11 protein-coding genes are annotated in these 12,978 nt (G+C 48.1%); 7 read left to right on the top strand and 4 right to left on the bottom strand.

Annotated elements, in window-relative coordinates; genetic code table 11:
- Positions 1 to 346: 346 nt before the first annotated feature.
- The 3 genes from OTK50_RS12220 to OTK50_RS12210 all read right to left on the bottom strand — a co-directional run bounded on the left by OTK50_RS12220 (position 347) and on the right by OTK50_RS12210 (position 4,853).
- Positions 347 to 1,684 carry an MFS transporter gene (locus OTK50_RS12220; RefSeq protein WP_022553858.1) on the bottom strand — a complete coding sequence of 446 codons (1,338 nt, stop codon included), beginning with the start codon at positions 1,682 to 1,684 and terminating at the stop codon, positions 347 to 349.
- The gene (locus tag OTK50_RS12215; protein WP_266121890.1) at positions 1,657 to 2,280 is read right to left on the bottom strand and encodes a TetR/AcrR family transcriptional regulator; all 624 of its coding nucleotides are present in this window, start codon (positions 2,278 to 2,280) and stop codon (positions 1,657 to 1,659) included. The genes OTK50_RS12220 and OTK50_RS12215 overlap by 28 nt, the downstream gene beginning before the upstream one ends.
- 71 nt (positions 2,281 to 2,351) lie before the next feature.
- Entirely contained in the window at positions 2,352 to 4,853 is a 2,502-nt protein-coding gene (locus tag OTK50_RS12210) for a PEP/pyruvate-binding domain-containing protein (protein ID WP_266121889.1), read from the bottom strand.
- Positions 4,854 to 5,153: 300 nt separating this feature from the next.
- Between OTK50_RS12210 and OTK50_RS12205 the strand changes: the two genes are divergently transcribed.
- From OTK50_RS12205 to uvrA, 3 genes are all read left to right on the top strand, one after another.
- Entirely contained in the window at positions 5,154 to 5,390 is a 237-nt protein-coding gene (locus tag OTK50_RS12205; protein ID WP_003151438.1) for a CsbA family protein, read from the top strand.
- A gap of 175 nt (positions 5,391 to 5,565) precedes the next feature.
- Positions 5,566 to 7,551: an excinuclease ABC subunit UvrB gene (uvrB, locus tag OTK50_RS12200; RefSeq protein ID WP_003151439.1), complete on the top strand. Its 1,986-nt coding sequence runs from the start codon at positions 5,566 to 5,568 to the stop codon at positions 7,549 to 7,551.
- 7 nt (positions 7,552 to 7,558) lie between these two features.
- The gene (uvrA, locus tag OTK50_RS12195; RefSeq protein ID WP_266121888.1) at positions 7,559 to 10,432 is read left to right on the top strand and encodes an excinuclease ABC subunit UvrA; all 2,874 of its coding nucleotides are present in this window, start codon (positions 7,559 to 7,561) and stop codon (positions 10,430 to 10,432) included.
- A gap of 48 nt (positions 10,433 to 10,480) precedes the next feature.
- Here the strand turns inward: uvrA and OTK50_RS12190 are convergent, their stop codons facing one another.
- Complete coding sequence (locus OTK50_RS12190; RefSeq protein ID WP_003151443.1) at positions 10,481 to 10,720, bottom strand: hypothetical protein; 240 nt, start codon at positions 10,718 to 10,720, stop codon at positions 10,481 to 10,483.
- Positions 10,721 to 10,917: 197 nt separating this feature from the next.
- Between OTK50_RS12190 and OTK50_RS12185 the strand changes: the two genes are divergently transcribed.
- Genes OTK50_RS12185 through OTK50_RS12170 form a run of 4 tightly spaced genes read left to right on the top strand, consistent with a single transcriptional unit; the run spans position 10,918 to position 12,925 of the window.
- Positions 10,918 to 11,244 carry a hypothetical protein gene (locus OTK50_RS12185; RefSeq protein WP_266121887.1) on the top strand — a complete coding sequence of 109 codons (327 nt, stop codon included), beginning with the start codon at positions 10,918 to 10,920 and terminating at the stop codon, positions 11,242 to 11,244.
- 24 nt (positions 11,245 to 11,268) lie between these two features.
- Positions 11,269 to 12,366: a DUF4097 family beta strand repeat-containing protein gene (locus OTK50_RS12180; RefSeq protein WP_007614045.1), complete on the top strand. Its 1,098-nt coding sequence runs from the start codon at positions 11,269 to 11,271 to the stop codon at positions 12,364 to 12,366.
- A 4-nt stretch (positions 12,367 to 12,370) separates the two neighbouring features.
- Complete coding sequence (locus OTK50_RS12175; protein WP_007407447.1) at positions 12,371 to 12,565, top strand: PspC domain-containing protein; 195 nt, start codon at positions 12,371 to 12,373, stop codon at positions 12,563 to 12,565.
- Entirely contained in the window at positions 12,566 to 12,925 is a 360-nt protein-coding gene (locus OTK50_RS12170) for a phage holin family protein (RefSeq protein ID WP_007407446.1), read from the top strand.
- The last annotated feature ends 53 nt before the right edge of the window (positions 12,926 to 12,978 follow it).

Below are 12,978 nucleotides of genomic sequence, written 5' to 3'. Positions count from 1 at the left end.
CAATGATTGTTACTTAATTTTGCTTAATTATAAAAGTAATATTCAATAATTGTTTTAGGTAGGTTTTAGTAAGGAGAATTATGAAAAAAATTAAGAAAAAACATTGGAAATAATAAGCTTTCAGTTTTATTAATTATGAAAAATCACATATAAAAAGCCCGGTGCCGCTAACAACACGGCGGCCGGGCTTTTTTTACGGCCGGATTACGATGTAAGCGCCGAACTTGATCGGAACTCTCAGCCATTTACATTGCAACGGCATTGCGGTGACACTTTGAGAGAGAAAAATAAGAAGGAAAACTGGAAAAGGTTCCGGAAAGCGGGTGCTCACGGAACCTTTTTTTGTTTACGCCGAATGGCTTTTTTTCGTCTGAACGGTTTCCCCGGACTTGATACCAAGCGATACGAACAAGCCGATCACAGAAACTCCGATCAATATGATAAACAGAATATGAAACCCGGAGATTAAACCGATCAGTGCTGAAGAAATAATGCTTCCGAAATAACGGAAGGTGGAGAAAATCCCGGATGCGATGCCGGACATGCCCGGTTCTACCGTCGCAAGAGAAGATACCTGCATGCTCGTCAGCCCCGCACCTGACGCGATGCCTCCGACAATAAGCGATGCCATAAGAAACGGAACGGAATGGGAATAAACCAAAAGCAGAAATAAGAGATTGGCTACGGCCATCAGCCCGAAGGACAGAAAAATCATTCTTCGCGCGCCCCATTTCTGATGCAGCTGAGCTCCGCCCCAGTTGCTGGCGGACATGAAAACAGAAAAGACTGACAGCGCCATGCCGCTGTGCGACGTATTCATGCTGAAGTGGCCGGTCATAAAGAGCGGCATAATCAATAACACGGCGTACATCATTAAATTGCTTAATAGAACCGACAGATTGGCGCTCGTAAAGGTCGTGTTTTTAAACAGGTCAAAATCAATAATCGGATGTTTCGTGCGCAGCTCCCGCCTGAAAAATAGCGGAACAAATATGAGAATGAGCAGCGCGTACACCCAATAGCCCAAAGAGCTTTCATTTTTCGTCAGAAGAATAATAGATACAATGCTTCCGGCAAGCAAAACGGACCCGATGATATCAAGCGGAGCGTCAGACGTTTCTTCTTTATATTTAGGAAACATCACTAATGCCGTCACGAGTGCGATTGCAAGAAACGGAATGTTGACCCAAAAGATCGAATGCCAGCTGAAGCTCTCAATTAAAAGAGAGCCGATAAACGGACCGAGAGCCGCGCCCAGCCCGGCACCGAGGCCGAAAAAGCCGAATACTTTCGGAAGCCGTTTTTCAGACACGACATGGCGGATGATGGCGATGCTGTTTGGCGTAAGCAAAGCGCCGCCGGCAGCCTGAAGCGCCCGGAAGAAAATCAATAAGAAAAGACTTGGCGAGAGGGCGCACCCCAATGATGCGATGAGAAAAAGGCCGACGCCCCATAAATACATTTTTTTGTTTCCGTACATATCACCGAGTTTGCCGGCAATGGGCTGTGTCACGGCCATCACGATTAAATACACGGTCACTACCCATGTGATGCTGGCAATTGATTCGCTGAATGAGCGGGAAATGGATGAAAGGGCGACTGCGATCATCGTAGAATTGATGGGAACGAGTATGGCTCCCAGCAAAAGCGAAACAATCAGCGCCCATTCTTTCTTTGAACCCATCTTTCATCCTCCTTGGAGCCGGAAAATGACCGGCCGGTAATGCCTTTCATGAAAATCTCAGTGCTGTGTTTCAGCATCGTTTCCTCAGAGAGAGTAATGACTCTTTTCCCCAGCTGCAGCCGGTGTATAAAATAACCGAAAATCATCGTCATAAAGACGTCTGCATTAGCTTCTTCGCTGCCGGGGCTTATCATATTTTTCTTTGTCAGCTCCTTAAAGTAAACGATTAAATGCTTTTTCACGGATTGCGGATATACGACAATATCCTGCAGGACGTCTTCGAATAGTTCCGGTTCGCGCAGGCAGATGCGGAATACTTCTTTTTTTTGTTCCAATTGCTGAAGAAGGGTCGTGGCGAAATGAAGAAGATCCTCATACAGATCGCCTTCCGCCTTGGTGATCATGCTTTCCGGAACCGGCGTCTGCTGTTCAATCATGGCTTTCATTAATCCTTGTTTGTTTTTAAAATTACGGAAAATCGTTGCTTCGCTTACTTTTGCTTTTTCTGCGATTTCCTTTGTTGTCGCTGCGCGGTATCCTTTTTGGATGATCAGGTTCATCGCGGCGTCAATAATTCTCTTGTTCGTCGTCCTCAACATGTTTCACCTCGCGTAAATACTGGCAGGACAAGTATACACCCGCTCTGGTCGTCAATAAAGAGGGAAACCTAGCATGAAGCGCGTTTGACAATCGTAATCTTGCCGTTTGTCCCGTCCACCGTGACGATATCTCCGTCGTTGAGCCTGTCAGTCGCGGCACGTGTGCCGAGAACGGCCGGGAGCCCGTATTCTCTCGCGATGATCGCCGCATGTGACAGGATGCCGCCCGTGTCCGTAATGACGGCCTTTGCATCCTGGAACAGACTGGTCCACAGCGGTGTCGTCATTTTGCAGACAAGCACGTCTCCTGTTGAAAAACGGGAAAATTCACTTGCGTCACGAATGACTTTCACCGGGCCGCTTGCGATTCCGCTTGACGCCGCAAGTCCGTAAATTTGATGTTCAGTGTTTTTTTCATCTTCTGTGATGGAGCCGGTAATCTGTTCAGCCGTTTTCAGCTGTTCCGAAGTCGGAGTTCCGAGATAAGCGGGGGCTTCAAGCAATTGATATTGCTGGAAGAGCTGTTTTCGTTCAGCGGCTTTTTCCTGCATCGGAATCGGCGACGCCAGCGCTTTCTCGACTTCATCGCTGTATAAGTACCACATATCCTCCCGGTCATCAATCACGCCTTGTTTTTGCAGCAGCTCGCCGATTTTCAAGAGGCAGAGGCGCGCTTTGGCGTCCAGCATCGCATCAATATAAAAATGGTGATCATCTTTGATGATGGATGAAGACAATGTCCACTGATAATAGCGGTCAAACGTCTCCCGGAAGCCGTCATCTTCAATTCTATCCATAAAGTCGGCGTAGAGCTGTTTTCGTTTTTCTATCGTTTTATGAAACTCACTGTCAAAATCGTATCCGTTCCGGACATAGTTCTGAATGTTGGCCAAAGCGAAATAAGGGTTTTCCGCCCAAGTTTCTTCAATGAGATCATGACTTTTCACGGATCTCCAGCCGTATTCCTGTAAAAATTCACCGACTTGTTCGAGAAAGCGTTTTCCCTCATTTGATTGCAGAAGCGTCTGATGCAGCTCATCGGCATGAGAAACCGTAAAGACGCGCCGCAGCTCAGGGCTGTCTTTTACTTGTCCGGAAAGCAGCCAGAGCTGTCTGTCGGTTTCCAATGACTTATTCATGACGCCAGCCAGCATTTCATACAGAAGGGAGGTGTTTTCTTTCTCAACCTGTCCGTACATAGATTCCAGTATCATGTTTAACGCAACCTGCGGAAAGACAATATTGAAATGTTCTGCGTATCCTTTTAAATAGAAATCTTGCAGGTTTCGGAACGCATCAAGGGCAGTCTCCGGCGTATGGTCTGTATGCGCCAGTTCGTCCAGCTTTTGATAAAAAGGCAGAAAGGTTTCCTGAATAATATCGTACATGCGGTCAGCCAAGACGGGGAAAAGCGCTTCTAACTGTTCTGCGGGCAGCTTGTCGTCCGTCTTATGCTGTCTGGAAAAAACACGGCCCTGATGAAGTTTGACACGCTCGATTTCGATGCCCATTACAGGGAATGTCTTCGTGCTCTCTTTGAGGCCGTATTCCAAAGCCGGCACAATGAGTGAGGCGAATAACGGGCTGACGGGGCCTTCTATATTGGCCTCCATATTGAGCCAAAAATCTTTCTGATCTCGGGGCGTCATGATAAATTCCCGTTCTTCGTCTGCTGCTTTCTGATCCTGCACGATCGTTGTAATCGGCCTGGCCTGAAGCAGATACAGCTTATTTTCGGCAAATCCGAATTCGAGATCCACGGGATAACCGTACAGTTCTTCCGTCTTTATCGTCAGCATGGCAAGCTCTTTGACGCTCTCGTCATCAAGGCAGAAGCGGTTTCTCATGTCAGCGGACGTCTCTTTTTCCGTCACGCCTTCGTCTTTAGAAACGATATACATTTCTTTTAAGCCGATTTCTTTTTCAATCTGAAATGTGTCTTTATTGACGATAAATGTGTCGGGCGTCACGCTGCCGGAGACGATTGCTTCTCCGAGACCGTAGCTCGCACTGATCATCAGTTCTCCGTCATCGTGTGTGACGGGGTTGCGGCTGAAAATGACTCCTGAAACCTCGGAATTGATAAGCCCTTGCACGACAACGCCCATTAACGGTTCTGCGGTGTCATTGTTCATTTTCTCTTTATAACCGCTGACCCGCGCCGAGAAGAAGGAAGCCCAGCATTCTTTCACTTTTCCGAGAAACTCTTCTTCTGTTTTGATATTTAAATAGGTTTCGTACTGGCCCGCGAAAGAAGCCCCTTCAAGATCTTCGGACGCGGAGGAGGAACGTACGGCGACAGAGACGTATGATTCTCTCAATTCATAAAACGACGCGGTCAGTTCCTCCCGAAGCTCTTTTGAAAACGTGCCGTTCATAATGGCGCGCTCCATCTGTTCCTGATCTGCTTGAAGCCCGTTGTCTTCCATAAAACGTGTCAGGGCATTCGTCTGAATGATAAAACCGCCGGGAACGGGCAGCCCGTTTTTCGTCAGTTTAATCAGGTTCATTCCTTTTGCTCCTGCAGAGCGGCTCGATTCTTCGGCTTTTTGAAATCGCACTGAATACATGCGGTATGACCCCCTTTTTTTCTTCATCCAAGAAAATGATAGTAAACACTATCATTACATTGTAAAGAGGGAGGAAGAAACTGTCAAAGATACAAAGACCTAAACCTTCTCATCCTTTCGGCTGAAGAAAGGTAATTCGATTCATCTGGTTAATGGTTCAATGGATTTATATTCACAATTTTTATGACAGATGATTGAAGACTGCCGAAAAAGGGTATTGTGATAGCAGGGGAACGATTGTCCGATTCTTCATTTTTTACTATAATCAGATGAGATGAAGAATTCCCGAGGAGGGTTTTTGTGATTACAAAAGCCGTTTTTGCATTATGTTTCCCTTTTATGCTGGTCGTCCTTTTTACGCGCGTCACGTTTAACCACTATGTGGCGATCGCTCTCACAGCCGCACTGCTTTTCGCATCCTATTTAAAGGGTTATACCGAAACGTATTTTATCGTTGGATTGGATGTCGTATCGCTGGTGGCCGGAGGGCTGTACATGGCCAAAAAAGAAGCAGACAAAAAGAAAGACAATGCCTGACATGGTGAATATGAAATAGAATGCCTGCTTTTACGCCATAAAAGCAGGTTTTTTATACAAAAATTGACTTGGTAAAAACAAACCATCGAACTTTAGTTCGTATTTTTAGTGATTTTGCCCGTCATTGTGTTACTATATCAATAGGAAGATTTCGTAAAGAAACGGAGGCTTTTTTGTGAAAGATCGTTTTGAGTTAGTCTCGAAATATCAGCCCCAGGGAGATCAGCCGCAAGCGATTGAGAAGCTTGTCAAAGGCATACAGGAAGGCAGAAAACACCAGACTCTCCTGGGTGCGACAGGGACGGGCAAAACCTTTACCGTGTCCAATCTGATTAAAGAAGTGAATAAACCGACACTGGTCATTGCCCATAACAAAACCCTTGCCGGACAGCTGTACAGCGAGTTTAAGGAGTTTTTCCCGAACAACGCTGTCGAATATTTTGTCAGCTATTACGATTACTATCAGCCGGAGGCGTACGTGCCTCAAACGGATACTTTTATAGAGAAAGACGCAAGCATTAATGATGAAATTGATAAACTGAGACACTCCGCGACATCCTCTCTGTTTGAACGGAGAGATGTCATTATTATTGCGAGTGTGTCATGTATATACGGTCTCGGTTCGCCTGAAGAATACCGGGAAATGGTTGTGTCGCTCAGACCGGAAATGGAGATTGAGCGTAACGAGCTGCTGAGAAAGCTTGTGGATATCCAGTATGCCCGCAATGATATCGACTTTCAGCGCGGGACGTTCCGCGTGCGCGGAGACGTTGTGGAAATCTTTCCGGCTTCCCGTGACGAACATTGTATCAGAGTGGAATTTTTCGGAGACGAAATTGAGCGGATCAGAGAGGTCGACGCTTTGACCGGAGAAATTCTCGGCGACCGTGACCATGTCGCAATTTTCCCGGCTTCCCACTTCGTCACCCGGGCGGAGAAGATGGAAAAAGCGATTCTGAATATTGAACAGGAGCTTGAGGAGCGCTTGAAAGTGATGCACGAAAACGGCAAGCTCCTTGAAGCGCAGCGGCTTGAGCAGCGGACGAGATATGATCTTGAAATGATGCGGGAAATGGGTTTTTGCTCAGGGATCGAGAACTATTCAAGACATTTGACACTCCGTCCGCCGGGCTCTACGCCGTATACGCTGCTTGATTATTTTCCGGACGATTTTATGATTGTCGTTGATGAATCACATGTGACGATTCCGCAGGTGCGCGGCATGTTCAACGGTGACCAGGCGAGAAAACAGGTGCTTGTCGATCACGGGTTCCGCCTGCCGTCAGCGCTTGACAACCGTCCGCTCCGATTCGAGGAATTTGAGAAACACATGCACAATATCGTGTACGTGTCGGCGACTCCGGGACCGTATGAAATTGAGCATACGCCGGAAATGATCGAGCAGATCATCAGACCGACTGGACTCCTCGATCCCCTTATTGACGTCCGGCCGATCGAAGGACAGATTGATGATCTGATCGGCGAGATTCAGGCGAGGATAGAACGGAATGAGCGCGTTCTTGTGACGACTTTAACGAAAAAAATGTCAGAGGATCTGACCGATTATCTCAAGGAAATCGGCATCAAGGTCAATTATCTGCATTCCGAGATTAAGACGCTTGAACGGATTGAAATCATCCGTGACCTCCGCCTCGGAAAACATGATGTGTTAATCGGCATCAACCTGCTGAGGGAAGGGCTTGATATTCCGGAAGTGTCACTTGTCGCCATTCTCGATGCGGATAAAGAAGGCTTCCTCCGTTCTGAACGTTCGCTGATTCAGACGATCGGACGGGCGGCACGAAACGCGGAAGGCCGCGTCATCATGTATGCCGATAAAATCACGAATTCGATGGAGATCGCGATTAATGAAACGAAGCGCCGCCGGGAACAGCAGGAGCGCTTTAACGAAATTCACGGCATTACGCCGCAAACGATCAATAAGGAAATCCGCGATGTGATCCGCGCGACGCAGGCCGCTGAGGATAAAGAAGAATATAAAACAAAAGCCGCGCCTAAACTGGCGAAGATGACGAAGAAAGAACGCCAGAAAGTCGTTGAGCAAATGGAGCACGAAATGAAAGAAGCGGCCAGAGCGCTTGATTTCGAGCGGGCGGCAGAGCTTCGTGATTTACTGTTAGAGCTTAAAGCGGAAGGATGATGAACACATGGCAATTGACCGGATCGAGGTGAAAGGCGCGAGGGCGCACAATTTAAAAAACATTGATGTAACGATTCCGCGGGATCAGCTCGTCGTCGTGACGGGGCTGTCCGGATCGGGAAAATCATCCCTTGCCTTTGACACCATTTACGCGGAAGGACAGAGGCGGTATGTTGAATCGCTTTCTGCCTATGCGCGCCAATTTTTAGGGCAGATGGATAAGCCGGACGTCGATGCGATCGAAGGGCTTTCTCCGGCGATCAGCATTGATCAGAAAACGACGAGCCGCAATCCGCGGTCAACCGTCGGAACGGTAACGGAGATTTATGATTATCTCCGGCTGCTGTACGCGAGAGTCGGGAAGCCGCACTGCCCGGAGCACGGCATTGAAATTACGTCGCAAACGATTGAACAGATGGTTGACCGGATTCTTGAATATCCGGAGCGGACGAAGCTTCAAGTGCTTGCGCCGATCATCTCAGGCAGAAAAGGCGCCCATGTCAAAGTGCTTGACCAAATCAGAAAGCAAGGTTACGTAAGGGTGCGGATTGACGGAGAAATGGCCGAGCTTTCCGACGATATTGAACTTGAAAAAAACAAAAAGCATTCCATTGAAGTCGTCATTGACCGGATTGTCGTCAAGGAAGGGGTTGCGGCCCGGCTTTCCGACTCACTGGAAACCGCGCTCCGCTTAGGGGAAGGCCGTGTCATGATAGATGTCATCGGTCAGGAGGAGCTGATGTTCAGCGAGCATCACGCCTGTCCGCTGTGCGGTTTTTCTATCGGAGAGCTTGAACCCCGGCTGTTTTCGTTTAACAGCCCGTTCGGCGCCTGTCCGACTTGTGACGGTCTCGGCTTAAAGCTGGAAGTGGACCCTGAGCTCGTCATTCCCAATCCTGAGCTGTCATTAAAAGAACACGCCATCGCGCCGTGGACGCCGATCAGTTCACAATATTATCCGCAGCTGCTTCAGGCGGTCTGCCGCCATTACGGCATTGATATGGAGACTCCGGTCAAAGACCTGCCGAAGCATCAGCTTGATAAAGTGCTGTACGGCAGCGGCGATGAACGGATCTACTTTAAATACGAGAATGATTTCGGACAAGTGCGCGAAAATGAAATTGAATTTGAAGGCGTGCTGCGCAATATTGAGAGACGGTATAAAGAGACAAGCTCCGATTATATCCGTGAACAGATGGAGCAGTACATGTCACAGAAGCCGTGCCCGACGTGCAAAGGCTACCGGCTGAAGAAAGAAGCGCTTGCCGTTTTGGTCAACGGGCGTCATATCGGCACCATTACCGAGCTTTCCGTCGGCGATGCGCTGGAATTTTTCAAAAACCTGACGCTGTCTGAGAAAGATATGCAGATTGCCGATTTAATTTTAAGAGAGATTGTGGAGCGGCTCAGCTTTTTAGATAAAGTCGGTCTTGATTACCTGACGCTGAGCCGGGCGGCGGGAACGCTGTCAGGCGGAGAAGCCCAGCGCATCAGGCTTGCAACGCAGATCGGCTCCCGTTTGTCAGGCGTCCTGTACATTCTTGATGAGCCGTCCATCGGCCTTCACCAGCGTGACAATGACCGTCTGATCAGCGCGCTGAAAAACATGAGGGATCTCGGCAACACACTGATTGTCGTGGAGCATGATGAGGATACGATGATGGCTGCCGATTATTTGATAGATATCGGTCCGGGCGCCGGCATTCACGGCGGTCGCGTCATATCGGCGGGGACGCCTGAAGAAGTGATGAATGATGCGGACTCTCTGACCGGACGTTATTTGTCAGGGGCTCAATTCATCCCGATGCCTCCGGAGAGAAGAAAGCCTGACGGCCGGTTCATTGAAATCAAAGGCGCGTCAGAAAACAACCTGAAAAAAGCGAACGCCAAATTCCCGCTCGGCACTTTTACGGCGGTGACAGGTGTGTCCGGTTCCGGAAAAAGCACGCTTGTGAATGAAATTCTGCATAAGGCGCTTGCGCAAAAGCTTCATAAAGCCAAAGCGAAACCGGGAAGCCATAAAGAGATCAAAGGCCTCGACCACCTTGATAAGGTGATCGACATCGACCAGGCGCCGATCGGCCGGACACCGAGATCAAATCCGGCAACTTACACGGGTGTGTTTGATGATATACGCGATGTATTCGCGCAGACAAATGAAGCAAAGGTGCGCGGCTATAAAAAAGGCCGGTTCAGTTTTAATGTAAAAGGCGGGCGCTGTGAGGCCTGCCGCGGCGACGGCATCATTAAAATTGAGATGCACTTCCTTCCTGACGTGTACGTTCCGTGTGAAGTGTGCCACGGCAAACGTTACAACCGGGAGACGCTTGAGGTCACATACAAAGGAAAAAGCATTTCTGACGTTCTGGATATGACGGTGGAAGATGCTCTGTCTTTCTTTGAAAATATCCCGAAAATCAAACGCAAGCTTCAAACGCTTGCCGATGTCGGACTCGGGTATGTGACGCTCGGCCAGCCGGCGACGACGCTGTCAGGCGGAGAAGCGCAGCGCGTCAAGCTCGCTTCCGAACTGCATAAGCGTTCCACCGGCCGGACGCTGTATATTTTGGACGAACCGACGACAGGCCTCCACGTTGATGATATCGCAAGGCTTTTGGTTGTGCTTCAAAGACTCGTCGATAATGGTGATACCGTTTTGGTCATTGAACACAATCTCGATATCATTAAAACGGCGGACTACATCGTCGATCTGGGACCTGAAGGCGGAGCGGGCGGCGGCACGATCGTAGCCTCCGGGACGCCTGAAGAAGTTGTCGAAGTGAAAGAATCATATACGGGCCGCTATCTGAAACCGGTAATGGAACGTGATAAAAAACGGATGAAAGCATTGCTGGCCGAAAAAGAAACGGCAGCCACGTAATAGATCAATAAAAACAGCCCAAAACTCATCGGTTTTGGGCTGTTGTTGTTACAGGCTTTTTTTCTGTTGGGGAAGCTGTCTGCTTAAATGCATTAAGTCCTGCAGAATATGGGTGCTGCTGCTGTCCAGCAGCACTTTTATATATTGGATATCATGGGAAATGGGAAGAGGGGCTGCTTTGATCTGTTCCAATTCAGCCAGCATTTCGCTGTTCATTCTTTTCTGTTCGCGAATTAAATTTCGAAGACTCTCTTCCGTTACTTGGGCGTTTTCGGGATCTTTCTCCATTTGTATGTCCTCCTTGCATACGGTCAGGCTTTGTTACATATTGTAATCGGTTCGGGGAAAAGATTCTATAGTGAAATCTCTGAAATCAAAAATTACGTATAACGAAGCATGTCCTTAGCATGAAAATGAAACCTGCCCATTCGTCATACGTATGTATAAGGAAGGGTTTTTACATCACGGCACAGGGAGTGTTTTTATTGAACCGAAATCAAGCGATTATCGCATCAATCTGTTATTTCAGCGTGTTTCTCGCGCCGCTCATTCTTCCGATTGTGGCTTACTTTGTCGTCGATGAAAAAGAGACGAAGCGGCATGCCATGCGCGCTCTGATTTCCCATATCATTCCGTTTGCGGGATTGCTGATTGTGACCGCGGGTGTTGTCAGCGGATTGATTACGGCTCAGGGGGAGAGTATGGTGCCCGTTTTTGTTATGATAACAGGAGCAGCTGTTTATTTTCTGATCCTCATCGGAATGGTCATTTGGAATATCGTGCAGGGAATTAAGGTGTTACGCCAGGTGTAAGAAAAGTCGGGGGAGGCGTTTTGTATGAAACAGGAGAAAGAACGGATTTTAAAGCTTGTGGAAGACGGCATGCTGACGGCGCAGGAAGCACTGACGCTCATTGAAAAACTGGATCATGAATATAAAGAAAAAGAAGAGCAGATCACCGCATTATCTGCGGAGGTCCAGGAACCTGCGGAAGATTTCGAAAGCGGGGCAAAAGGAAGCCAAAAGCCGTCGCTCGGGGCGAAGCTGTTCGACTGGATTGATTCTGCCGTCAAAAAAGTGAAGGAAGCGGATCTTGATCTGAATTTCGGCCACGCACACGAAGTGCAGCATATTTTTCAATTTAAAGACAGTGAATTCTCGGCCATTGATATGCAGATCGCAAACGGCAGCGTCAATATCGTGCCGTGGGCGGATGAAGATATCAGAGCGGAGTGCCAGGCGAAAGTGTACCGGGCGGACAGTCAGGAGGCGGCGCGCACCGCATTTCTTCAGCACATTGAGTGTGAAGTGAAGGGCAATAAGTTTTTTGTCCGCACGGAAAAGAAAACGATGAAAACCAATGTCACGCTTTATGTTCCCCAGAAAGAGTACGATAAGATAAGAGTGAAGCTGTTTAACGGACCGATCAGAGGGGAACATTTACATGTAAAAGAATTCTCGGCGAAAACGACAAACGGCGTTCTGTCATTCTCTCATTTGACGGCTGATAAAGCGTCGGCGGAAACGGCTAACGGACAAATCAAGCTGGCCGGACATCAATGCGGCGCGATTGAAGCGGAAACGATCAACGGCTTGATTGATTTGCGCGGATCGAGTGAATCCATTGACGTTCAAAGCTTTAACGGCAATATCATGCTTACCGTGACAGCGCCGCACTGCCGCTCCATCTACACGAAAACGACGACCGGAAACGTGGATATCGCTCTGCCTGATGATTCGGCGGTGAAAGCGGAGCTGAAAAGCAATCTCGGCTCTCTCAGCCATGAGCTGATTGATGCGGAAATTTTAAAGGAAAAGAATGATACCATTCAAAAAGAACTGATGCTGGCATCAAATCAAGGCCATGATCAGCATCTCTCGATTTTCTCAGAATCGTTAACAGGAGCCATTAAGCTCAAGCATACTCAGAGGTGATTGGATGAAAAGACTTTACCGTTCAGAAAAAAACCGTAAAATCGCCGGCGTCGTCGGCGGTTTGGCGGAGTACGTCAATATGGATGCGTCGCTTTTACGCATTATCACCGTTGTATTAGCGCTTGTCACGAGCGGAATCGTGCCGATTGTATATATTATCTGGTGTTTTGTTGTACCTTTAGAAGGAGATTTGAAATAAATGATCAAATGGGCAGTCAGCATTTTAGTAAATGCTTTATTATTAATCGTTATCGCGGGATATTTTGATTCCGTCCATATCAGCAGTATCGGAGCGGCTGTCATCGCCAGTGTGATTCTTTCTGTGTTAAATGTACTGATCAAGCCGATCATCGTCATATTGACATTGCCCGTCACGGTTGTGACCCTCGGCCTCTTTCTGTTTGTCATCAACGCCATTACGTTAATGATGACCGCAGCCTTGATGGGAGACAGCTTTCAGATTGATGGGTTCGGCACCGCCATTTGGGCATCCGTCGTGCTGTCCGTTTTCCACTTGCTGATCCAAAAAGGCATATTGGAGCCGCTTAGAAAAAGGTAAAAAACGAGCTGTCCCGAGAGGGCAGCTTTTTTATGTGTGATTTACATAAGCGG

This window comes from Bacillus sp. NEAU-CP5 (assembly GCF_026420705.1).
Taxonomy (GTDB): domain Bacteria; phylum Bacillota; class Bacilli; order Bacillales; family Bacillaceae; genus Bacillus; species Bacillus velezensis.
This window is presented reverse-complemented; position numbering and strand designations above follow the sequence as displayed.